Origin of the sequence: Synechococcus sp. R6-10 (assembly GCF_047461815.1) — a bacterium.
In the GTDB taxonomy this organism is placed as follows: Bacteria; Cyanobacteriota; Cyanobacteriia; order Thermostichales; family Thermostichaceae; genus Thermostichus.
Window position 1 is genome coordinate 1 of the sequence record NZ_JANSHW010000112.1, and the last position, 21,593, is coordinate 21,593.

Genomic DNA, 21,593 nt, shown 5'->3' on the forward strand with positions numbered 1-21,593 from the left:
GAGGAAACTCAGCACCCCCACCCCGATCACCATCAGCACCCAGAGCAGGGATCCCACCAGAATCACATTCTTGGCCCGGCTCCAGTCACTGGCTGAGCTGTAGAGCACCGGCACCGCCACCACCAACAGCAAGCTGTAAAGCACCAACACCAACAAAGCAATTTGGAAAACAAGCATCATCTTGCGGATCCCTCACAAAAGTCTTGTCTTGGATAAAAGCTCCCGGTAACACCGGATGGCAGCAGGATAGAAAGGATAACGCTCTGACTATACCAAAATGGGATCCCTCTCAAAGCCAAATCCGTTGGGGCAGTTGATGGACTCACCTGGATACAGGCTGGAGGCGGAAGGGGTTAAAGTCGGTTGCCACATCGAAGTAGTCTTCTTGTTCTTGCTGCTTTAGCCAGCCGGTAATGGCATAGGTCAGGGGCGTGAACGCCGCCTCAACGGCACACTTGAACACATAGTTGGAGAGTATTAAGCTGCCCAGGCCGGGGAACACCCCCCAAAAAGCCAAAGTGACAAACAGACCCGTGTCCACCGCTTGGCCCACCAAGGTAGAGCCGATGGTGCGCGTCCACAGCCACCGTCCCCGCGTCCACACCTTCATCCGGGCCAGTACATAGGCGTTGGCAAAGCTGCCTCCCCAATAGGCGATTAAGCTGGCCAGCACAAGGCGGGGCGTCAGGCCCAGAATCTGGTCGTAGGCTTCTTGATAGGGCCAGTCGGGGGCGGCCGGCAGGGATCCCACGATCATGAATGTCACCGACATGAGGGCCGCCGAGAGAAATCCCAGCCAGATCACCCGTCGCGAGCGGGCATAGCCATAGACTTCGGTGAGGATGTCGCCAAAGATATAGCTGAGGGGGAAGAGAATGGTGCCCCCGTCAAAGGTAAAGGGCCCCAGAAGAACGATCTTGGTCGAGGCGATGTTGGAAATCAGCAGCACGGCCACAAACAGAGCCGTCACTGCATCCAGGTGCCGATAAGCTCGCTCAAAGACCCTCTCAGACATCAGGATCCCCCCAACAACTTACGAATGTGCCGCAGCTCCTTGACGATCAAGGCCAAACCCTGGGCATGTCGCTCCACTTCGCCGGCGAGCTTGCTGATCTGGGCCTCCAGATTGGCACTGCGGGATTCCTGACGCGCCAGGCATTGGTTGATCCCAGAAAGCCGCGCCACCACCTCCCGCTGGATCAAGTTTTCCGTACCTTGAATCAGCAGCGTCTCGATGGCGGTGAGCCGGTTCAGAATCAGTTGGGTGTTGGCTTCGGATCCCGGCTCCGGTGCAGCGGCAGGGGCAACCTGGAGGACCTTTTGGATAAGAGCCAAAAGGGCATCTGCCTCAAACGGTTTCTCGATGAAATCAAAATCGACAAAGGGCTCAGGAATGCGGGCAGTCACCTGTTCCTTCAGCCCCGACATCATGATGATAGGAGTATTTTTCAGACTGTCTTCGCGGCGGATGGCCTGCAAGGTGTCGTAGCCATCCATCTTGGGCATGACAAAATCCAGCAGGATCAGGTCGGGGTGATGTTTTTTGGCCGCTTCCAGCCCTGTCAACCCGTCTTTGGCCTCCACCACTTGGAACTGATCGGCCAAGATGCTGGCCACCATCTTGCGAATCATGATGCTATCGTCAATGACCAACACCGTCTTGGTTGTCATGCTGAGGCGCTCCCTCTTCCCATTATCAAATCGACCTGATCAGCCCCTTCCTCCAGCTCATAGGGCAATCGGGGACATCCTTTTGAGGACACCACTAGAGTACTCCCCTGCTTGGCCAGATGGGGTGTGCTCAGGGATCCAATTCCGCCAGGTTTTCCCCGCGCCCAGCGGCTGCCGGCCCGGCGTGGCCGCCTTGCTATAATTAAGTGTAAACAAACGTTAAGCCTTCATTCTTCATTCGCACCTTGCAGGGTTATGAGCCTACAACTAAGTCCTGAGCTGTCGCTGCCGATCCCATCTCCAGTCGGAGAAGCTGCCTACCGCGCTTTTCAGTGGGGCAAAAACATCTTCGGCTTTGCCCACAAAGCGCTCTCCACCCAAGCTTCAGATCTGATGCTCTCCGTGCTCAGGGATCTGCAAAGCTTCTCCTCCGGGAGGACCCCGCCGCCGCGGGCCAAGGTGCGGGTGAGCGCTGACACGCTACAGGTGTTGCGGGCCCGTTATGAACAACTCCTGCAAGCGGACTGGCAAGATGCTGAGGCAGGGTACTACCCGCACGCGCTCTTGTTCGACAACCCCTGGCTGGACTTTGCCCGCTATTACCCGCAGGTGTGGTTGGATTTGCCGCAAATTACTCGGCGGGTTCACAGCAAGCGTTACCAAGAGTTTTCTCAAGACATCTCCACCGAGGGCTATCCGAAATACTACCTGCAAAATTTCCATTACCAAACCAACGGCTACCTGAGCGACAGCTCGGCTGAGCTTTATGACCTGCAGGTGGAGCTGCTGTTTGGGGGCACAGCGGACGCGATGCGCCGTCGGGTGATTCGCCTGCTCAAAGATGCGTTGGATCCCACCTTGGTCAGCCCCCACATCCTCGATGTAGCCTGTGGCACGGGGCGGATGCTGCGCCTACTGCGGGGATCCCTGCCCAAAGCGGCTTTGTATGGCCTGGATCTTTCTCCTGCCTATCTGCGCAAGGCCAACCGACTGTTGCAGGAGCTGCCGGGGGAGCTGCCCCAGCTTATCCGCGCCAACGCCGAGGCCATGCCCTATGCCGATGCCACCTTTGACGCCGTCATCAGCGTTTTTCTCTTTCATGAGCTGCCTGGCCCGGCCAGACAAAATGTCATCAACGAGATGAGTCGGGTGGTGAAGCCAGGGGGCGTGGTGGTCATCTGCGACTCGGTGCAACTGCTGGATTCGCCAGAGCTGAAGGAGACGATGGAAGCCTTTATGCAAACCTTCCACGAACCCTACTACCGCGACTACATCCACGACGATCTGGGGGTGCGCCTGCAACAGGCAGGCTGTGCGGTGCTGCGCCGGGAGACTCACTATGTCAGCGCCTACACCCTAGCCCGTAAGGGTTGAGCGCCCTTTCCACAAGCTTAAGAGGAAGAGTAAATCGGCGGTCACTTGTCCAGAGGGTGTATAGTAGTTTTAGACACGAAACCTTGGATGAGAAGACGGGCCACTGACTGGATAACCTTCAGGTGCAAGTCCGTCTAAGATCTTTTTCTTGTACTTAGGCTCATGTCCCACCCCCATGGATCCCTCCGCGCCGGTATCACTGCTCTCAAGCAGGAGCGTTACCTGGAGGCGATCAACCTTCTCGAGTCCTTCTGCTACTGCTGTTCCATCCAAGAAAGACAAGAGAGTTTGTCCCGCCGCCTGAGCGAGCGCAATGGCTCTAGGGCAGATCCGGAAGAATGCGTTTTGGCTCGTGTAGCTCTGATCATGGCATATCAGGGCAGTGGTGACTTGGAGCGCTCAACTGCCCTTTGCCAAGAGCTGTTGGAGGAGAAGGAAACTCCTGAGTCCGCTCCCTGGGCTCGGGAATGGGCAGCTCAGGCTCTACCTACCCTCAAGCAGGCTTCAGAACACTCCATGCCCCCTGAGGAAGTCATGGCGCGGCTACCCGTTCTCCGGCAGTTGGAAGACTGTCAGCCGCTGTGTAGCTCCCGCGATCCGGCTCCGCATCTGCTCAAATCTGCCTCTCTCTGAGGGAGAGGATCTGCAAGGAGCGGTGGACGCCCGGCTCTAGCCTTTATTCTCAACACAGTTCCACAGCAATCTTATGTCTGCTGCCGAACCGACTACCTATCATTTTGTCGTTGCCAGCCTGTCTTTCTTACGTTCTGAGCCTCTGGAAGAGGTGCTGGAGGAGCGTCGTCGATACTGCGAGGAGCGCCATTGCCCTGTCGATTTCTTCTGGGTGCCCCAGCCGGCCTTCATGGAAGCTCCAGAGTTAAAGCCCCTGCGGGACAAGTTGAAGGAGCCCCTGGGGGCAGTGGTATCCACCAACGCGGATTTTATTCGTTGGCTGAGCCTGCGCTTAACCTTTGTAGAGAAGGGCAGCTTTGTGGCTCCCAGCGAGTCGATCCCGGATCCCTTGCGCTCCTTGTCTGCCGCAGGAAGCTAGGCCTGCCGATTCCCAAGATTTGGGTTGGTGGATTGGAAGGCGGGCCAAGATAAGATCGGGGCACCCCATTTCCACTTTTGTTTGCTGACGGGATCCCATTCTGTTGTGGGGCCGACGTCGGGGAAATGGGCAGGTCACCTGGGGAGCATGATGACTTTGGAGCAACGATGGGGCTGGCCGGAGGGAGGGGCAGGGATCTGCCACCCCAGTTCCCCTCTCCAGAATCCCCCACCTGCGTCAACGCCAACTTGGGGGCTGAAGTCAGAAGCTCTCTCGCCTGAGCCGACAGCAAGCCCCGCCCTCAGCTCGCCGGAGTGTTCTCCTGGGGATCCCTTGCCAGAGCCATCTCCTGAAGATCCCGAAAAAGGGCAAAAAAAAGAAGATCAAGGTCTATCTGAGCCGGGCCTGAGAAACTTTGTGGCCGTGCTGCGCCGGCGCAATTTCCTGCTGCTGTGGATGGGGCAGGTGTGTTCCCAGTTGGCGGACAAGGTGTTGTTGGTGCTGCTGATTGGGTTGGTTGCCCGCGAATTTCAACCCGAAGGGGCTTCCATCAGCGGTCAGGTTTCGGCCATCATGCTGGCTTTTACGCTGCCGGCGATGCTACTGGGCAGCCTGGCGGGGGTGTTTGTGGATCGCTGGCTAAAAAAAGGAGTGTTGGTGCTCTCCAACGTGGGGCGTGGGATCCTAGTGCTGCTGTTGCCGCCGCTGCTCTGGCTCACTGCCGGGCGCGACCTTTGGCCGGGGATCCCCTTGGGGTTTGCGGGGCTGTTGCTGGTGAGCTTTGCCGTCTCGGTTCTGACCCAGTTTTTTGCTCCTGCCGAGCAGGCGACTTTGCCCCTGATCCTGCCGAAGCGAGAGCTGCTGGCGGCCAACTCCCTGTACACCACCACGATGATGGCTTCGCTGATCGTCGGGTTTGCCGTGGGGGAGCCGCTGTTAACCCTGGCAGATCGTTGGGTACGCCATTGGTTGCCGGGCTGGGAAGTGGGGCCGGAGCTGTTGGTGGGGGGAGCCTACCTCTTGGCGGGATCCCTGCTGTTGCTGCTACAACCCCATGAGAAGCTGGAGCCCCGGCGTTGGGAAGTCCCTCACCTCTGGGAAGATCTCCGGCTGGGCCTGCACTATGTCGGCCAGGTGCCCCTGATCCGAGCTGCTTTGGTGCAGGTGGTGGTGCTTTACTCGCTGTTTGCGGCGCTGGCAGTTTTGGCGGTGCGCATGGCCGAAGTGATGGCAGAGCTGAAGCCGGATCAGTTCGGGGTGTTGTTGGCCGCTGCCGGCCTGGGCATGGGGATCGGCGCCTTTTGGGTGGGCCATACGGGCCGACGGGTGAGCCGCCGCGCCTGGGTTGGCCTGGGATCCCTGCTGCTCTGTGGGGCTCTGGCAGCCCTCTCCTGGACGACCCACTGGCTGCTGCCCAGCTTGGGCTGGATTGCCCTGTTGGGCTGTGGCGGGGCTCTGGTGGCGGTGCCGATGCAAACCTTGATCCAAGAGGAAACGCCTGACCATCTGCGAGGCAAGATCTTTGGGCTCCAGAACAACGCCGCCAACATTGCCCTCAGTTTGCCGCTGGTGTTTACGGGATTGGCGGAAGCTTGCTTTGGCCTTCCCTGGATGTTTGTGGCCCTGGCTGTTCTGACGGGGCTGGCGGGGCTGTACACCTGGAGCTTATTGGGCAGAGAGGCCCCCTAAATCCTGCCGCAGCGCCAGGCTGGATACCCTCTTCTGGGGGAACGGGTCAAGGCAGGAGCCAACTCTGCTACTCTTGTAGAGGTTTAAGAATCGAGACTCCCTTTGCAGCTCAGCGTTTCAGCTCCGCGGGGATCCGCCCATGCACATCGCCTGGATAGGCAAAAAGACACCTTTCTGTGGCAACGTCACCTATAGCCGCGAGATGACCAACGGCCTTTTGGATCGAGGGCATCAAGTGAGCTTTTTTCACTTCACCAACGAGGGCCAACCGCCCGCCCTGGATCCTGGAGGTGAAGGCTGGAGGGCGGAGCTGGATCGTCGAGACGTTTCCCTCCCCTGTCTGTACAAGTCGCAGATTTACACGATCCCGGCCCCCAACGCCAAGCGGTTGCTCACCCAGGCCCTCAAGGAATTGCAGCCGGATCTGGTGCATGCCTCCTTGACCATTTCTCCCATCGACTTTGTGTTGCCGGAGATCTGCGCTGAGCTCAACCAGCCGCTGGTGGCTACTTTCCACCCGGCCTTCGACCGACGGCGGCGCAACATCGCCTCTCGCACCCAATACTTGGCCTACCAGCTCTACGCCCCGTGTTTGGCCAACTATCACCGCACCATTGTCTTCTCGGAAACGCAACGGGAGATCTTGGTCAAACTGGGGGTGAGCCCCCAGCAGGTGGTGGTCATTCCCAATGGTGTGGATGTGGACAAGTACGCGCCTGGGCCCTCCACCCTCAAACAGCGGTTGGGACTGGAGCGGATCTTCGTCTATCAGGGGCGGGTTTCGCCGGAGAAAAACCTGGAGGCCCTGCTCAAGGCTTGGAAACACGCCCAAATGGGGGAGAAGTGTGGTCTGCTGATCGTGGGGGATGGGCCGCTGCTCAACACCCTCAAGCCCTTCTACACCCTTCAACATGGGATCCACTGGCTGGGCTATATTGCCGACGAGCAGCAACGCATCGAGATCTTGCGAGGAGCCGATGTGTTTATTTTGCCCTCTTTAATCGAGGGGCTCTCTTTGTCCCTGTTGGAGGCGATGGCCTGTGGGCTGGCAGCAGTGGCCACCGATGTGGGTGCCGATGGCGAGGTTTTGGCCGATGGAGCCGGGATCCTGCTGGATCCGACACGGGTGACGGCGGAGCTGCAAACGCTGTTGCCTTTGCTGCGGGATCAACGGGAGTTTACCCAACTGCTGGGGATGAAGGCCCGCCAGCGGGTGCTGGAGCGCTATACCCTCAGCCACAACATCAACCAGGTGGAACAGCTCTACCGGGAACTGTGCCAGGGATCCCGTCAGCATCGCTGGGTGTGAGGGATGAGTGTGATGAAGCTTGTGATATTTTTGCTAAGCTGTTTCGTTACGTTTCCAAGGGATTAACGCCAGTCTTCCCGATGGATGATCACAGCCCCCAAAAGGCCGTTTTAGGGCAGCCCCCTGCCGGGCTGTCAGATTCTTTGTGGTCAGAGTCCTTGCTGGCCCAGGATTCGGGCAAAAATCCCCTCCCCCCCAATGCTCCGTCGCTGTCGCCCACGGACAATTCGGGGGACTTGCGCTCAGCTCAGACCGGCCAGGATGAGGATCCCACCTCTTCAGGTGCCGTTGCGTCCGATGATAGAGAGCTGCCGGAGGTCAAGCCGGCCATTGTGCCTGCCCCTGCAATGCCGGATCGGGTGGCAGAACTGGAGAGAGAACACCATCGGATGCAGTATCTGCTGGCGTGGCTGGCTTTTGCTCTGCGCTCTTTTAACAACTTGAACCAGATCCTGGAGCTGACGGCTTTTGTGGCCAGCCAACTGACCGATGCCGAAGGCGGAGCCCTGGTTTTGTTCAATCCCAACGGCACCATCCAGTTGGATCAACTGCATTGCTCTGATCTCAATCACCGCGAGCAGATTCGGGCTGAGATGGAGCAAATTACCCAGACCCTCTCGGCTCAAGAGCCCATTCTCAAAACGGAGGGATCCCTGTCTGTTAAGATCCCTGCCCTTGAACACCTCTTGGACGAACGGTTCCGCCAGAGCTTGGGGCCGGATGTACGCCTTTTCGGCACGCCGCTGCTGATTCGCAACTCTGTCCAGGGTCGCTTGTACGTCTTCAGCCGTCAGCCTGGCTACCACTGGGATGAACGTCGCCAACAACTGTTGCGCTTGGTCGCCGATCAGGCAGGGGTGGCCATCGAAAATGACCGCTTGACGGCAGCCTTGCGCCGCAAGATGGCCCTGGAAAAAGAGATGGAGATTGGCTCCTACATCCAGACCCAACTGCTACCCCGCGAGTGCCCTCAAGTCAAGGGGATTCGCTTGGCAGCCCGTTGCCGGGTGGCCAGCAAAGTGGGGGGCGACTACTATGACTTCATCAAGATTCCCGGCGAACGCCTGGAAACATCCGACTCATCTGAAGAAACGGCAGGCTTTCGCTTGGCCATCGTCATTGGGGATGTGATGGGCAAAGGGGTGCCCGCCGGCCTGTTGATGACCATGACCCGCGCCATGGTGCGGGCGGAGGCCCTCAACCGCCATTCGCCGGCCCGTGTTCTGCAACATCTGAACCGGGCCATGTACAGTGACCTGGAAAACTCCAATCGCTTCATCAGCCTGTTTTATTCGGAGTACGATCCCCGCTCCCATCGCCTCTGCTTCAGCAACGCGGCCCACAACCCCACCCTGTGGTGGCAGGCCCGCACCCGAGAAATTCAACCCCTGGACACAGAGGGGGCGCTGATCGGCTTGGAAGAAAACAGCCACTACTCGGAAAGCTGCGTGCAACTGCAACCCGGGGATGTGGTGGTGTACTACACCGATGGCTACACGGAGACAGCCAACACCCGCGGCGAGCGCTTGGAAACCTCTGGGCTGATGGACGCCATCCAGTATGCTGCCTGTCGCTACGACTCCCCCGAAGACATTTTGGAGAGCTTGTTTGAGCAGATGGATGCCTTCCGAGGCCGTCGGGGATCCCACCCTCTTCCCCTATGGCTGCCCGAGGATCCAGAGCTCCTGTTGCAGGACGAGATTTCCCTGCGGCCTGAGCCCGTGGACGACACAACGCTGGTGGTGTTGAAGGTGTTGCCCGACTCCGAGCCAGCCTAGCTAAAAAAGTTCAAACTCAGGGTTAATGACAGCAGGCCGCAACGCTCACAATAGCTCAAGCAAGCTACTCAACGCTACTGGGCTGGGCAGCAACGGTGGGTTGGTTGACGTGGTTTTGCCGGACTACTAGGCTAGTTGGTTAGTTCTGGCATGCGTTCTGCATGGGCTAAAGCCTGCTCCAGCTTTAGTCTGTGTGGCTCTCTCAGAGAGCAAGGAGCGGCTACCTGCAGCTTGCGGGGAAGTCACGCCTGTGGAGATCCCTCTGGCGGGGCAGTGGGGGTGATCTCTGCTGCCAGCCATAGTTCGTTAAGGCAGGAAGAAAGCAGAAGCGCGGCAGACGCTGAGCACTCCGCGCCGCCGGTGCGAGTGGAAGTGTTTGTTGGCGTTTCGTAGGTCTTTCAGAGCGGTACGCTCTAGCTGGTGGAGCTACCAGGTTGGCTGCACTGTGTTATCTACACCTGAGGTACAACCATGAACTTCTCTCCTTCTGGGTCTGAAACCGCCTCGGTTTACTTGCCGGCCCCCGCGGCTTTCCAGACGGAAATGATTGTCGGGCAGGTGTTCCGACAGGATGTGCTGGGCGATATCCGCAAGGGTTGGAATGGCTTTGTGGAATCGGGCCAAATTTGGGCGCTCTTGATAGGGATCGTGGCGGGCTACATGCTCAAGAGCATCACCAGCTCCCACTAGAGCCTTGTCGCCATTGCTCTAGCTGGATCCATTGGGCCTGGGCCGGCGGGGTTTTGGCCGTCGGTATTTGGTTTTTGTGCTTTTTCTTCTGCAGCGGGGTCTTTCTTCCCATTCTCCCAGTTCCCAGCCGATGTCTGAGCCGACGGTAACTTCCACCCCTCGCCCCTGGAGCCAGCGCTTTGAGGGATCCCTGCACCCTGCCATTGCCCGCTTCAACGCCAGTATCGGCTTCGACATCCGCCTGCTGCCCTACGATGTGGCCGGATCCCTGGCTCATGTGCAGATGTTGGCCGCTTGTGGCATCCTGACCCAGCAAGAGGCCGACCAGATCCGGTGGGGATTGGAGCAGATCCAACAGGAAGCGGCTGCCGGCACCTTCCGGCCCGATCCAGAGGCAGAGGATGTCCACTATGCCGTCGAGCGTCGTTTGGTGGCTTTGGTGGGGGAAGTGGGAAAAAAACTGCATACCGGGCGCTCCCGCAACGACCAAGTGGCCACCGATCTGCGCCTCTATCTGCGGGATCAAATCGATCACCTTCGTCAAGCCCTCTGGGAGCTGCGCGGAGTTTTGTTGGACTTGGCTGAGCGGCATCTGGAGACAATCCTGCCCGGCTACACCCATCTGCAACGGGCTCAGCCGATTAGCTTGGCCCACCACCTCTTGGCCTATGAAGAAATGTTCTGGCGAGACTGGCAACGGCTGGGGCGGGTGCGGGAAGAGGCGAATGTCTGTCCTCTCGGATCCGGAGCTTTGGCCGGCACTTCCCTGCCCATCGATCGGCAGCTCACCGCCCATCTGCTGGGATTTGAGCGGATCAGCGCCAACAGCTTGGATGCCGTCAGCGACCGAGACTACCTGGTGGAGTTCCACGCTGCCGCCAGCTTGATTTTGGTGCATCTCAGCCGCCTCTCGGAAGAGATGATCCTCTGGGCTTCCCAGGAGTTCGGCTTTGTCACCCTCACCGATGCCTGTGCCACCGGCTCCAGCCTCATGCCCCAGAAGAAAAATCCCGATGTGCCGGAGTTGGTGCGCGGCAAGGCGGGGCGGGTGTTTGGCCATCTCCAGGCTTTGTTGGTCACCTTGAAGGGGCTGCCGCTGGCCTACAACAAAGATCTCCAAGAAGACAAAGAGGGACTATTCGACACGGTCGATACCCTGAAAGCCTGCCTAGAGGCGATGACCCTTCTGCTGCGGGAAGGGATCCAATTTCAACCTGAGCGCATGGCGGCTGCTGTGCAGGAAGATTTCTCCAACGCCACCGATGTGGCCGACTACTTGGTGCGCAAAGGGATCCCCTTTCGCACAGCCCATGATTTGGTGGGGCAGATTGTGCGCATTTGTTTGGCAGAGGGGATCCTGCTGCGGGATCTGCCCTTGGAGCGCTGGAAAACCTTCCACCCGGCCTTTGAGGCGGACATTTTGACGGCCATTGAGCCCCGCCAGGTGGTGGCTACGCGGCTCAGCGCCGGGGGAACGGGCTTTGCTGTGGTGCGAGAAGCCCTGCAACGGGCCCAGGCCCGCCACCAGCAGCCAGAGCCATCGGAAGAAACTCCACAAACTTAAACTGAACTTAAGGAGAGTTTGCAATTCTTGGGTTCTTCTCGCCAGTGTGTGCCATCCTGAGGTTCTCAGCCATCCAACGCAACTCCCAGCCTGTTGGCCTCTTCCCTGGGTATCGTTCCATGTTGGATAACCTCACCGCCCACGTCCTCGAAAATGCGGCCAAGCGTCGCTGGCGGGAACGCGCCTACAGCCGATTTTTGCAAGATTGGCGACGGCAAGTGGTGCTGCTGCGCCGTCAACGGGCCGGCGAATTTGGCCCACCCCTGGGGGATCCCTCTTGTGTTTTCAGTGCCCACTCGGCTTGGTTGCGCTGTGCCGTCCATCCCCAAGGGCCGTGCCAGGGTTGCCCCCACTATGCCCCCGTCACCCCTCCAAAGCCAGAGCCACCTCTGGGTTCACTCGATGGACGGGTCTGACCGCGCCACACTGGTGGCCGAACATTTTCAGCAGCGGCGGCCTCTGCGGAACGGCCTGCCCGTTGCGCCCCAATGGCATCCGCTGTAGCTAAGTTGAGGGATCCCCGGCCAACTTGTGCCAGAATAAAAGAACGGTAACTCCATCGGCAAAGGCGAGATTCATGGCCCTCTACCTCTCGGCAGACCACCTTCACAGCATCCGCCAGCACGGCGAACAAGCCTTTCCCCACGAGAGCTGCGGCATTTTAATTGGGGAAATCCGGGGATCCGACAAGATCATCCACGAGCTTTGGTCGGTGACCAACACCTGGGATCAAGCGGAAAACCCTCTGGCAGACGGGGAATCCAGCCGCCGCCGCTTTTTGATCGATCCGGCGGATTTCAAGCGGGCCAACGACCATGCGGTGCGCAAAGGGCTGGGGATCCTGGGCACCTATCATTCCCACCCCAACCATGCGGCCATTCCCTCCGAGTTTGATCGGCAGCATGCTTTTCCTTGGGGCTTTTCCTGTGTGATCGTCAGTGTGCGCGAGGGCAAGGCAGAAGAGGTGGTGAGCTGGGTTTTGGATGAGCAGGAGCAGCCCCAACGGGAGCCGATGCAGATGCTGGAAGACATTCGCATCCCCCCGCTCCCGGCTTTGGCAAGCTAGAGTCGTTTGGGCTTTGCCGCTGTTTGAGGCTGAAGTTCACGGCTAAGTTCAGTTGGGATCCCGGAAAGCTGGGATGGGTACCACCGGAAAAAGCGGTAGTCTAGTGCTGAACCTTGTCTGTAACATAGCTGAATCCTCAAAGTCAGTAGACAGCCCCAACAAGATCGACAAACGGATAGGTCAGCCCAGATCCTCTGGATCCTCAAAAGTCTCCAGTAGATACCCAAGATCTCTCCCCGAACTCCCATGGCAACCAAAGTTCTGATCCCCTCTCCCCTGCGCCCCTACACCGACAACCTGGAAGCTGTCGAGATCGAGGGCAGCAATGTTGGCGAAGTGATGGGCAACCTCATCGCCCGCTATGGCGAGCTGAAGCGCCACCTCTACACCGAGGATGGGAAGCTGCGCAATTTTGTCAATGTCTACCTCAACGACGAGGATGTGCGCACATTGCCCCAAGGCGACAGCACCCCCGTGGGAGAGCAAGCCGTTATCAGCATCGTTCCCGCTATTGCCGGAGGGTTGTGAGCATGTTGAACCTGGATACCAGCCAAGTTAGCCTCTCCCGCGAAGAGATGGAGCGGTTTTCTCGGCATTTGATCCTGCCCGAGGTGGGCCTAGAAGGACAGAAGCGGCTGAAAGCGGGCAAAGTGCTGTGCATCGGCACAGGCGGCCTTGGCTCGCCCCTGTTGCTGTACTTGGCGGCAGCCGGCGTGGGGCGGATCGGCATTGTCGATTTTGATGTGGTGGATGTGTCCAACCTGCAGCGGCAGGTGATCCACGGCACCTCCTGGGTGGGCAAGCCGAAGGTGGAATCGGCCAAGAACCGCATCCTGGAGATCAACCCCCACTGTCAAGTGGATGTTTACAACACCGCCCTGAAGGCCCACAACGCACTGGAGCTGTTTGCCAACTATGACGTGATTGTGGATGGCACCGATAACTTCCCCACCCGTTACCTGGTGAACGATGCCTGTGTGTTGACGGGCAAGCCCAATGTCTACGGCTCGATCTTCCGCTTCGAGGGACAAGCGACGGTCTTCAACTACGAAGATGGGCCCAACTACCGGGATCTCTACCCCGAGCCGCCCCCACCAGGACTGGTGCCCTCCTGCGCCGAAGGGGGAGTGTTGGGGATCCTCCCCGGCATCATCGGTGTTATTCAAGCTACCGAAACCGTGAAGATCCTGCTGGGCGTGGGCACAACCCTAAGTGGGCGGCTGCTGCTTTACGATGCCCTGAACATGAGCTTCCGGGAGCTGAAGCTGCGCAAAAACCCGGCTACTCCGCCCATCACTGAGCTGATCGACTACGAACAGTTCTGCGGGATCCCACAAGCCCAAGCTGCCGAACAGGCTGGCCAAGCGGAGATCCCGGAGATCACTGTGGCCGAGCTGAAAGCGCGGATGGATGCTCACCAAGACTTTGTGTTGGTCGATGTGCGCAACCCAAATGAGTGGGAGATAGGCCGGATCCCTGGTGCTCACCTGATCCCCTTGCCCCAAATTGAAAACGGCGATGGGGTGGAGCAGGTGCGTCGCCTCCTTAACGGCTCAGAGCTGATCGTCCACTGCAAGAGTGGGGCACGCTCGGCCAAAGCCCTGAAGATCCTGCAAGCTGCTGGGATCCAAGGAAAAAACCTGCGCGGGGGGATCCTCGCCTGGGCAGAGGCTTACGATCCCTCGATTCCCAAGTACTGACTCTGCCTTGGGATCCCTAGCTGTTGCCCGGTTTGCTCTAGCATAGATCCGGCAGATCCGGTGCCCAGAGCCGGCTGTGCCAGGTTTTCCCTTTTTGCGTCCCCTTTTCCATGAGTGCCATCCCGCAGGCCGAGACAGAAACGATCTTCCACTCCATCCCCGAAGCCCTCGAAGACCTCAAGTGTGGTCGCATGGTCATCGTGGTCGATGACGAAAACCGAGAAAACGAAGGGGATCTGGTCTGTGCTGCCCAGTTTGCCACGCCCCAAGCTATCAACTTCATGGCCACCTACGGGCGGGGCCTTATCTGCCTGGCCATGCAGGGATCCCGCCTCGATGAGCTGAAGATCCCGCTGATGGTGGGGCAGAACACCGACAGCAACCAAACTGCCTTCACCGTCAGCATTGATGCTGGGCCAGAGGCTGGAGTTTCCACCGGCATTTCCGCTGCCGATCGCTCTCGCACCATTCAGGCGGCCATTCACCCGCACACGCGACCGGAAGATCTGCGCCGCCCTGGGCATGTCTTTCCGCTGCGGGCACGGGAGGGCGGGGTGCTCAAACGGGCTGGCCATACGGAAGCAGCGGTGGATCTGGCGATGTTGGCCGGGCTGTATCCGGCGGGGGTCATCTGCGAGATCCAAAACCCAGACGGCTCCATGGCCCGCCTGCCCCAGTTGATCGAATATGCCCGTCAGCACGATTTGAAGATCATCACCATCGCCCACCTCATCGAGTACCGCTTGCGCACCGAACAACTGGTTCACCGAGAGGCTGCCGCCACCCTGCCCACGGAGTTCGGCCAGTTTCGGGTTTACGGCTACCGCGACAGCCTTAACCAAGTCGAGCACCTGGCCCTGGTGAAAGGGGATCCGACCCAATTTGCCGCTGAGCCCGTCCTGGTGCGCGTCCATGTGGAGTGTCCCCTAGGGGATGCGCTGGGATCCCTGCGCTGCGATTGTCGCCGCCAATTGACCGCCGCCCTGAAGATGATCGACCACCAAGGCAAGGGGGTACTGGTGTACCTGCGCCGGCAAGAGCAGGAGCTGAGTCTCATCGAGCAAATCAAGTCCTACGCCCGGCAAGATCTGGGACTTTCTGAAACCGCGCCACCGGTGGCGATGGACTTGCGCGATTACGGCATCGGCGCCCAGATCCTACGGGATGTAGGGGTGCGCAAAATGCGCCTGATCAGCAACACCTCTCGCCACATCAGCGGCTTGAAAGGATTTGGCCTGGAAGTGGCCGAGCGCGTGCCCCTGCTGGTGGAAGAGCCGGATCTCAATTTGCATGTGGAGCCGTCCTGTTCCCTGAAACTGTTGCTGCACGACGCTGGCGCAACCGATTCCGGCTCAAGCCTGTAGCGCGTTGTAGGGCCGAGGGCTATGGTGGAACAAAGACTGGGGTGCAGCCGGCTCGCCATCCACCACATAAGCCTTGGATCCCCAGCCCCAGAAAGACCAGAAAGGACGTTCGGGCCCCGATGGAGCCGTCATTGCTATGCGACGCTTCCGCGCTGGTGACAGGGGTGCGGAGCACTGGCGCGCCGGCGAGACGGAGTCCCTGGCTGTGGGGCTCAAGAGTTGCTTCGGCAAGACGGGAATGTCGGATCCCACCTGCGACCACACTTCATAGCCCTGAGGGCGCACCACCACGAGGCTGATCAGGGATCCGTGATCCATGTCGTAGCGGCAACTGGCGATGGCCTCTTGCAGCTGAGAAAAGCCCCGGTTGAAGACGTAAAAATGGTCTTGGAAGCGGATGGCCTCCCAGAAACCTTCCCGTGTAACCGCCACATAGTCGTGATTGGCGGAGGCGTAGTCGAGGATCACCATGCGTGTAAAGACTGATCAGCGATGAATCAAAATGAGAGAGCTTTTACCGTATTTTCACTTAAGCACGATCTTGGGCAGCCTGTCATCCGCAAAATGGCTCACCTGCAACAAGGCTTAATGCGTTTCTTTACTCTGCAAACCGCTGCCGCCCGCCTCTCTATCCCCTCCGGCTCCAGGGATCCCACCCAATTCCCGTCGCAGCTCGGCCATGGCTGCTTCTCCGATGTGGGGGGTGGCGCAGACTAGGTTGGGTGTGCGGATTAGATCGGCTCGGGCTTGGCGCACCAAGACCCGCAGGGTGGGGTAGCTGGCCTCATCGCAAATCAGCGTATGGGCGCGGCGGATTAGGGATCCCACCCGTTCCGTATCCGAGATCACTGCCGTCAGCACCAGCAGGTCTCCCCGCAGACTGTGGACGATCACCTCGGCAACCTCCAGCAGGGCAGTGCTGATGCTCACCAGCCCCAGACAGGCGTAGGAAGGCAATTGGCGGATCAGGGCAATTTCGCGGGCGTAGTCGGACACCTCCACTGTCAGAACACGGGCCCCCCGGGGTTGGGCAATGGCCTCGACGGCGCTGAGAAAATAGTGCAGCGTCACCACAGTGCCGGAATGGATCTGATCCAGAACGGTGGCCAGCTCCTCCAGGGGCACCAACTGGACCCGGATGCCCAAAGTCTGCTGGATTTGCTGGGCCATCAGTTGTCCTGTACCCAAATCCCGGTTGGGCACACACACCAGCACTTGGGCACTGCAGCGCAATCGCCAATCGATCTCCGCTAGCAGCAGATCCCGCACCTGCTCCAAAGAAAACCCCTGCTGCAGCAGCTGGTCGATGCCCTGGCGCACCTGCTCCAGGACCTGTCGGGATCGATCCAGGTTTTCCCCCAGGCCGCGAGAGTAGTTAACCACCTGGCGGGCGGAGCGGCTCACGTAAATGCCAGATCCAGCGCGGGTTTCCACCAGGCCCATAGCCTCCAATTGGCGGTAAACCTTGTGGATGGTGTTGCGATGCAGGCCTGTTTGCATAGCCAATTGACGGGTGCTGGGCAGGCGGCAGCCGGGAGGAAACTGCCCACAGGCAATGGCGAAGCAGAGCAAATTAAAGAGCTGCACGGAGCCAGGGATCCCGCTCCCCGGCTGGATGGAAATGCGCATCATGGCCCGCTTTTCTCCCTTTGACAACGCCGTTGCGAGCCCGTTTCTGGGCTACGTAAGAATCCCTCGACTTCAGTCGGCGGGAGTGTCAACTGCCTGCAAGATAGCGCCGACGCCGGATAGACAAGCTCCAGAGGAGATCGGGATTGAGAGCCCTATTCGGGGATGCGGTGCATCCGGCTGGGATCCCAACTTAAAGTCACCTCCGTCCCTTCCGGCAACTGCTGCAAATTCAGGCCGGGGTTGGGTTGCACAGCCAAAAGTTTCACCTCACAGCCCGACACCCATACCTGATAGCGAATGAAAGCCCCTAGATAAGCAGTGTCGCAAATCCGTCCCCGCAAGCGGCAGTGGCCATCGGGGATCCCTTCTTCAGATAAGTCAATCCGAATGTGCTCCGGGCGCAAAGCAAACAGGGCCGCTTCTCCCACGCATCGTTCCGCCAGGGATCCCTCGATCAAGTTGGTTTGGCCGATAAAACCGGCTACAAACCGGGTGGCAGGTCGCTCGTAGAGCTCTGCCGGGGATCCCACCTGTTCGATGCGCCCGCGATTGAACACGGCAATACGATCGCTCATGGTCAGGGCCTCTTCTTGGTCGTGGGTGACGTACAAAAAGGTGAGACCAAGGCGGTGTTGTAGGGCCTTGAGTTCAAACTGCATCTGTTGGCGCAACTTCAAATCCAGCGCCCCCAAAGGTTCATCCAGCAAGAGCACCTGCGGTCGGCCAACCAAAGCCCGCGCCAAGGCCACCCGTTGCCGTTGCCCCCCTGAAAGTTGGCTGGGTTTACGGGATCCCAGATCGGGCAGTTGTACCAGCTCCAGCGCCTCTTGCACTCGCTTTTGGCGCTCCTTCGGCGGTATGCCGCGGATCATCAAGCTGTAGCCAACGTTCTCCGCCACCGTCATGTGGGGGAAGAGAGCATAGTCCTGAAACACCGTGTTCACAGGCCGTCGGTAGGGCGGCAGACCCAAAACATTCTGGCCGTTCAATTCGATCTGCCCCTCATCCGGACGCTCAAAGCCCGCGATCATCCGCAAACAGGTGGTTTTGCCCGAACCCGACGGCCCCAACAACGTAAAAAACTCCCCCTGCTGCACCTCCAAATCCACCCCGTCCACCGCTTGGATCCCGGAAAAGTTGCGGCTGACCCTCCGCAAACGAATGGCAGGTGGGGATCCCTCCTCTCTCCCGGCTTGGGCTTTGGCGGAGCTGACATCAGAGGCGAGGACAGATTCGGCAATCATAGCGACAGGGTCAGCCAATGAACCCATTATGAGGGATCTATTTACGAGGGTTGACAGGTCTCAGCAAGGCAGGAAAGGTTCCAGGCCAAGAGCAGAGGTGGTGTGCGAGGGTGAAAGCTCGCCGGAAACCCACCCGACCGGTCGCGAAAGCGGGCCGGAGACCTTGTTTCTGGATGGGATCCCTTGACCACTGGGGATCTGAGTCCCACCCTTGTTACAGAAGTTTAGAATCGTTACAATAAGTTAGAATCCTTGCTCATCTTTGCATCGCAGGTTTTATCCTATGGCACTCACTCAGCAGTTTCCCGTGCTACTCGCCTCGGCTTTGCGTCACGACAGCGTAACTCCGCGCTGGTCTCAAGTGGCGTGGACCGTTTTGCGGGTGGTGGCAGGGCTATTCATGATTCACAACGGCCTTGACAAGCTGGCAGATATTGAAGGGTTTGCGACGGCTTATGTAGAAGTGATCGGGTTGCCCTTCCCGATCTTCTTCGCTTATGTGGCTGCCTATACCGAGCTGATCGCAGCTCCGATGGTGGCGTTGGGTTTGTTGACCCGAGGGGCAGCACTGGGCTTGTTCGCCACGATGGCGGTGGCCATGTTCCATCACATTAAGGTGGCCGGCTTCAGCGTTCCCTACTTGGAGCTATCCGCCATTTACGCAGCGATCTTCCTGGCCTTTGCGGTGAATGGGGGCGGCTGGTTCTCTGTGGATCAGCTCTTGGTGAATGCAATCGAGTCGTGGCTGAACCGCGCCAGCCGGGAAAAGTTGGAGAGCTTGCAGTCTTCGTTGCAGGCCACGGAACGGGTAATTGCGCTGGGCGAGGAAGAGGCCGAGGCCGCCAAGACCACCGGATCCTGAGCTTTGGTGGCCATTCCCGATAGCGGCGAGGCTGCTCCTCTCTCCCTCTGAGAGAGGTTAGCAGTGAGAGTCATCCTGCTAAATGCGGCTGGCGGCCCGCTCCATCAGGCGTTGGTGGGTGGAGCGCACAGGCTCTCCTGGCTTGGGTTGCCGCTGCACGTAGGTGCCATCAGGGCGCAACTCCCAGGCTTGCCGGTTGTCCGTCAGGCAGATGTCCAAGATTGCCTTGAGCTCCCGCTGCAACGCGGGATCCTCCACAGGGGTAACCACCTCAACGCGCCGATCCAGGTTGCGGGTCATGTAGTCGGCACTGCCGATGAAGTACTCTTCCTGGCCGCCATTGTAGAAGTAGAAGATGCGGGAGTGCTCCAGGAAGCGCCCGATGATGCTGATCACGCGGATGCGTTCGCTTAGGCCGGGGATCCCCGGCTTGAGGCAGCACATGCCCCGCACGATGAGATCGATCTCCACCCCGGCTTGGCTGGCCTCGTAGAGCAGCCGGATCATTTCCGGGTCGGTGAGAGAGTTGATCTTGACGATGATACGCCCCTGGCCCCCCGCTTGGGCATGGCGCATCTCGCGGCGGATCAGGGCTTCCATGCCTTGGCGTAGGGTTCTGGGGGCCACCAAGAGCTTGCGGAATTGCCGTTGCCGCGAGTAGCCCGTCAGTAGGTTGAACAATTCCGTAACATCGTTGCAGAGGGTCTCATCGCAAGTGAACAGCCCTAGGTCGGTATAGATACGGGCGGTTTTGGGGTTGTAGTTGCCGGTACCGATGTGGACGTAGCGGCGCAGGGATCCCTCCTCTTCCCGCACCACCAAAGCCAGTTTGCAGTGGATTTTCAGCCCCGGCAGGCCGTAGGCCACGTGGACCCCGGCTTTCTCCAGCTTTTTGGCCCAGAGGATGTTGTTTTCTTCGTCGAAACGGGCTTTGAGCTCCACCAGAGCGGCCACCTGCTTGCCGTTTTCGGCGGCCTGAATGAGGGATTTCACCACCGTCGAGTCGCCGGAGGTGCGGTAGAGGGTTTGCTTAATGGTGAGCACCTGCGGATCGTTGGCGGCCTCCTCCAAAAACCGTTCCACGCTGGCGGCAAAAGAATCGTAGGGGTGATGCACCAACAGATCCCCTTCCCGGATGACGGCAAAGATATCCACCGGCTCATCGCTGACCGAGGCAGTGCGCAGGCGGGGCGGGGTGACCGGCCTCCAAGGGGGATCCTTCAAATCGGGCCGATTCAGGCTGAGAAACGCCATCACCCCCCCCATACTCAAGAGGCCATCCACTTCGTACACCGAGTCACTGTTGAGGCGCATCTCTTCGCTGAGCCGTTGTCGGATGGCTGCCGGAGTTTGGCTGGCAATCTCCATGCGCACCACTGAGCCGAAGCGGCGCTTGCGCAGCTCTTCTTGAATGGCAGCCAGCAGATCGTCGGCCTCGTCCTCTTGGATTTCCAGATCGGCATCCCGGGTGATGCGGAAGGGGTAGTACTCCAGCACCTGCATGCCGACAAACAGCGCTTCCAGATGGTGGGCAATCACCTGATCCAGCGGCACAAAGCTCACCCCATCCCGCAGCGGCACAAAGCGGGGCAAGGTGTTGGGCACCTTCACGCGAGCAAAATGCTCCTTGCCAGTCTCTGGATCCCGCACCACCACCGCCAAGCTGAGGCTGAGGTTGGAGATGTAGGGAAAGGGATGGCCTGGATCCACCGCCAAGGGGGTGAGCACTGGAAACAAACGCCTCTCAAAGTAGTCCCGCAGCTCCTGCCGTTCCGACTCGGCCAGCTCGGAAAAATCGCGGATGTGAATGCCCTGTTCCGCCAGCTTGGGCACCAGTTCCTGCCGGAAGCAAGTGTGCAATTTTCGAATCAGGGGGCGCAGGTGGCTCGAGATCTGCTGCAACTGCTGCTGCGGTGTAAGGCCATCCGGGGTTAGCACCAACACGCCCGTTTCCAACTGACGACGGATCACCGCCACCCGCACCATGAAAAATTCGTCCAGGTTGCTCTCAAAGATGGCCAGAAACTTCAGCCGCTCCAGCAGCGGTGTGCGCTCATCCAGGGCCTCGTGCAAAACCCGGGCATTGAATTCAATCCAGCTCAGCTCCCGGTTGAAATACTGCTCCGGCAGAGCATAGCCCTCTTGGATGGGTGTAGTCCGGATCCCTGGTTGTCCGGCATCAGGGGGGCAGCCCGTCGTGTCGGGGTTGCAGGGTGGCCAGGAAGGGTCAGTTTCCTTGGGACGCGGAGTCATGACGACAGAGGGCTGGGTTATCTCAAACACGTCAACAACAGCTGGAGCCGACCCAATCCTATCCTGCGGGGTTCTGCTTAGGCGAAGGAGAAGTGCCCAAGACGGGCTTGGGCGGACGTTCAGGCAACAATCCTTGAGAGCGCGTCAGAAGAATGACCTGGAGCAGGATCCCGATCAACAAAATGCGCAAAGGGCCAGCCCGGGTGGCCCACTGGGGCGGCAAACGGTTGGTGAGCCACTCGCTGCCCGACCACACCCCCCAAATTACCAGCGCTCCCAGCAAGGCGCCGCGATTGTTGCCACTGCCCCCCGCGATCAGCATTACCCAAACGATAAAGGTGGCAAA

At 59.2% G+C, this 21,593-nt stretch carries 20 protein-coding genes and 2 pseudogenes; 14 read left to right on the forward strand and 8 right to left on the reverse strand.

What is annotated here, in order from left to right:
- The 3 genes from psbZ to NW837_RS03735 all read right to left on the reverse strand — a co-directional run.
- The coding region (gene psbZ / locus NW837_RS03725) for a photosystem II reaction center protein PsbZ (RefSeq protein ID WP_414329327.1) at positions 1-180 on the reverse strand (180 nt) is incomplete at its 3' end.
- Positions 181-322: 142 nt separating this feature from the next.
- The gene (locus NW837_RS03730) at positions 323-1,015 is read right to left on the reverse strand and encodes a queuosine precursor transporter (protein WP_414329328.1); all 693 of its coding nucleotides are present in this window, start codon (positions 1,013-1,015) and stop codon (positions 323-325) included.
- Positions 1,015-1,671: a response regulator gene (locus NW837_RS03735; RefSeq protein ID WP_414329329.1), complete on the reverse strand. Its 657-nt coding sequence runs from the start codon at positions 1,669-1,671 to the stop codon at positions 1,015-1,017. The genes NW837_RS03730 and NW837_RS03735 overlap by 1 nt, the downstream gene beginning before the upstream one ends.
- A 255-nt stretch (positions 1,672-1,926) precedes the next feature.
- Here NW837_RS03735 and NW837_RS03740 point away from each other — a divergent pair, with 255 nt between their 5' ends.
- From NW837_RS03740 to ribB, 13 genes and pseudogenes are all read left to right on the forward strand, one after another.
- Positions 1,927-3,045 (forward strand): class I SAM-dependent methyltransferase, encoded by a 1,119-nt coding sequence (locus NW837_RS03740; RefSeq protein ID WP_011433647.1) that lies wholly within the window; start codon positions 1,927-1,929, stop codon positions 3,043-3,045.
- 162 nt (positions 3,046-3,207) lie between these two features.
- Complete coding sequence (locus NW837_RS03745; protein WP_011433648.1) at positions 3,208-3,678, forward strand: hypothetical protein; 471 nt, start codon at positions 3,208-3,210, stop codon at positions 3,676-3,678.
- 73 nt (positions 3,679-3,751) lie between these two features.
- The gene (locus tag NW837_RS03750) at positions 3,752-4,096 is read left to right on the forward strand and encodes an MgPME-cyclase complex family protein (RefSeq protein WP_414329330.1); all 345 of its coding nucleotides are present in this window, start codon (positions 3,752-3,754) and stop codon (positions 4,094-4,096) included.
- Between the two features lie 147 nt (positions 4,097-4,243).
- A complete protein-coding gene (locus tag NW837_RS03755) occupies positions 4,244-5,785 on the forward strand; it encodes an MFS transporter (RefSeq protein WP_414329331.1) in 1,542 nt (513 codons plus the stop codon).
- Positions 5,786-5,924: 139 nt separating this feature from the next.
- Complete coding sequence (locus tag NW837_RS03760) at positions 5,925-7,094, forward strand: glycosyltransferase family 4 protein (protein ID WP_414329332.1); 1,170 nt, start codon at positions 5,925-5,927, stop codon at positions 7,092-7,094.
- An 80-nt stretch (positions 7,095-7,174) separates the two neighbouring features.
- On the forward strand, positions 7,175-8,872 hold the full coding sequence (locus NW837_RS03765; RefSeq protein WP_414329333.1) for a PP2C family protein-serine/threonine phosphatase: 1,698 nt from the start codon (positions 7,175-7,177) through the stop codon (positions 8,870-8,872).
- Positions 8,873-9,343: 471 nt separating this feature from the next.
- Positions 9,344-9,562, forward strand: coding sequence for a hypothetical protein (locus NW837_RS03770; RefSeq protein WP_414329334.1), 219 nt, complete (start codon positions 9,344-9,346; stop codon positions 9,560-9,562).
- Between the two features lie 130 nt (positions 9,563-9,692).
- Positions 9,693-11,126, forward strand: a complete 1,434-nt coding sequence (argH, locus tag NW837_RS03775; RefSeq protein ID WP_414329335.1) for an argininosuccinate lyase — start codon at positions 9,693-9,695, stop codon at positions 11,124-11,126.
- Positions 11,127-11,245: 119 nt separating this feature from the next.
- Complete coding sequence (locus tag NW837_RS03780) at positions 11,246-11,542, forward strand: DUF6464 family protein (protein ID WP_414329336.1); 297 nt, start codon at positions 11,246-11,248, stop codon at positions 11,540-11,542.
- 161 nt (positions 11,543-11,703) lie between these two features.
- Entirely contained in the window at positions 11,704-12,192 is a 489-nt protein-coding gene (locus NW837_RS03785; protein WP_011433657.1) for a M67 family metallopeptidase, read from the forward strand.
- Between the two features lie 246 nt (positions 12,193-12,438).
- Positions 12,439-12,720: a MoaD/ThiS family protein gene (locus tag NW837_RS03790; RefSeq protein WP_414329337.1), complete on the forward strand. Its 282-nt coding sequence runs from the start codon at positions 12,439-12,441 to the stop codon at positions 12,718-12,720.
- Positions 12,721-12,722: 2 nt separating this feature from the next.
- Positions 12,723-13,892: a molybdopterin-synthase adenylyltransferase MoeB gene (gene moeB / locus NW837_RS03795; protein ID WP_414329338.1), complete on the forward strand. Its 1,170-nt coding sequence runs from the start codon at positions 12,723-12,725 to the stop codon at positions 13,890-13,892.
- 143 nt (positions 13,893-14,035) lie between these two features.
- A pseudogene (gene ribB, locus NW837_RS03800) lies at positions 14,036-15,184 on the forward strand (3,4-dihydroxy-2-butanone-4-phosphate synthase); the annotation flags it as partial.
- A gap of 60 nt (positions 15,185-15,244) precedes the next feature.
- Here ribB and NW837_RS03805 read toward each other — a convergent pair.
- The 3 genes from NW837_RS03805 to NW837_RS03815 all read right to left on the reverse strand — a co-directional run bounded on the left by NW837_RS03805 (position 15,245) and on the right by NW837_RS03815 (position 18,132).
- Positions 15,245-15,727, reverse strand: coding sequence for a hypothetical protein (locus tag NW837_RS03805; RefSeq protein ID WP_414329339.1), 483 nt, complete (start codon positions 15,725-15,727; stop codon positions 15,245-15,247).
- A 114-nt stretch (positions 15,728-15,841) separates the two neighbouring features.
- A complete protein-coding gene (locus NW837_RS03810) occupies positions 15,842-16,888 on the reverse strand; it encodes a GntR family transcriptional regulator (RefSeq protein ID WP_414329340.1) in 1,047 nt (348 codons plus the stop codon).
- A gap of 152 nt (positions 16,889-17,040) precedes the next feature.
- Positions 17,041-18,132, reverse strand: coding sequence for an ABC transporter ATP-binding protein (locus NW837_RS03815; RefSeq protein WP_414329341.1), 1,092 nt, complete (start codon positions 18,130-18,132; stop codon positions 17,041-17,043).
- A gap of 283 nt (positions 18,133-18,415) precedes the next feature.
- Between NW837_RS03815 and NW837_RS03820 the strand changes: the two genes are divergently transcribed.
- The gene (locus NW837_RS03820) at positions 18,416-18,994 is read left to right on the forward strand and encodes a DoxX family protein (RefSeq protein WP_414329342.1); all 579 of its coding nucleotides are present in this window, start codon (positions 18,416-18,418) and stop codon (positions 18,992-18,994) included.
- A 78-nt stretch (positions 18,995-19,072) separates the two neighbouring features.
- Here NW837_RS03820 and ppk1 read toward each other — a convergent pair whose 3' ends face one another.
- Both ppk1 and NW837_RS03830 read right to left on the reverse strand, forming a co-directional pair.
- The gene (gene ppk1, locus NW837_RS03825; protein WP_414329343.1) at positions 19,073-21,247 is read right to left on the reverse strand and encodes a polyphosphate kinase 1; all 2,175 of its coding nucleotides are present in this window, start codon (positions 21,245-21,247) and stop codon (positions 19,073-19,075) included.
- 58 nt (positions 21,248-21,305) lie between these two features.
- Positions 21,306-21,593, reverse strand: a pseudogene (locus NW837_RS03830) (branched-chain amino acid ABC transporter permease); the annotation flags it as partial.

Coding starts and splice junctions, on each gene's coding strand:
- NW837_RS03740 (WP_011433647.1), top strand. CDS start 1,927: ATGAGCCTACAACTAAGTCCTGAGCTGTCGCTGCCGATCCCATCTCCA.
- NW837_RS03780 (WP_414329336.1), top strand. CDS start 11,246: ATGTTGGATAACCTCACCGCCCACGTCCTCGAAAATGCGGCCAAGCGT.
- NW837_RS03750 (WP_414329330.1), top strand. CDS start 3,752: ATGTCTGCTGCCGAACCGACTACCTATCATTTTGTCGTTGCCAGCCTG.
- NW837_RS03770 (WP_414329334.1), top strand. CDS start 9,344: ATGAACTTCTCTCCTTCTGGGTCTGAAACCGCCTCGGTTTACTTGCCG.
- NW837_RS03765 (WP_414329333.1), top strand. CDS start 7,175: ATGGATGATCACAGCCCCCAAAAGGCCGTTTTAGGGCAGCCCCCTGCC.
- NW837_RS03755 (WP_414329331.1), top strand. CDS start 4,244: ATGATGACTTTGGAGCAACGATGGGGCTGGCCGGAGGGAGGGGCAGGG.
- NW837_RS03735 (WP_414329329.1), bottom strand. CDS start 1,671: ATGACAACCAAGACGGTGTTGGTCATTGACGATAGCATCATGATTCGC.
- NW837_RS03745 (WP_011433648.1), top strand. CDS start 3,208: ATGTCCCACCCCCATGGATCCCTCCGCGCCGGTATCACTGCTCTCAAG.
- argH (WP_414329335.1), top strand. CDS start 9,693: ATGTCTGAGCCGACGGTAACTTCCACCCCTCGCCCCTGGAGCCAGCGC.
- NW837_RS03760 (WP_414329332.1), top strand. CDS start 5,925: ATGCACATCGCCTGGATAGGCAAAAAGACACCTTTCTGTGGCAACGTC.
- NW837_RS03820 (WP_414329342.1), top strand. CDS start 18,416: ATGGCACTCACTCAGCAGTTTCCCGTGCTACTCGCCTCGGCTTTGCGT.
- moeB (WP_414329338.1), top strand. CDS start 12,723: ATGTTGAACCTGGATACCAGCCAAGTTAGCCTCTCCCGCGAAGAGATG.
- NW837_RS03785 (WP_011433657.1), top strand. CDS start 11,704: ATGGCCCTCTACCTCTCGGCAGACCACCTTCACAGCATCCGCCAGCAC.
- NW837_RS03810 (WP_414329340.1), bottom strand. CDS start 16,888: ATGATGCGCATTTCCATCCAGCCGGGGAGCGGGATCCCTGGCTCCGTG.
- NW837_RS03815 (WP_414329341.1), bottom strand. CDS start 18,132: ATGATTGCCGAATCTGTCCTCGCCTCTGATGTCAGCTCCGCCAAAGCC.
- ppk1 (WP_414329343.1), bottom strand. CDS start 21,247: ATGACTCCGCGTCCCAAGGAAACTGACCCTTCCTGGCCACCCTGCAAC.
- NW837_RS03805 (WP_414329339.1), bottom strand. CDS start 15,727: ATGGTGATCCTCGACTACGCCTCCGCCAATCACGACTATGTGGCGGTT.
- NW837_RS03790 (WP_414329337.1), top strand. CDS start 12,439: ATGGCAACCAAAGTTCTGATCCCCTCTCCCCTGCGCCCCTACACCGAC.
- NW837_RS03730 (WP_414329328.1), bottom strand. CDS start 1,015: ATGTCTGAGAGGGTCTTTGAGCGAGCTTATCGGCACCTGGATGCAGTG.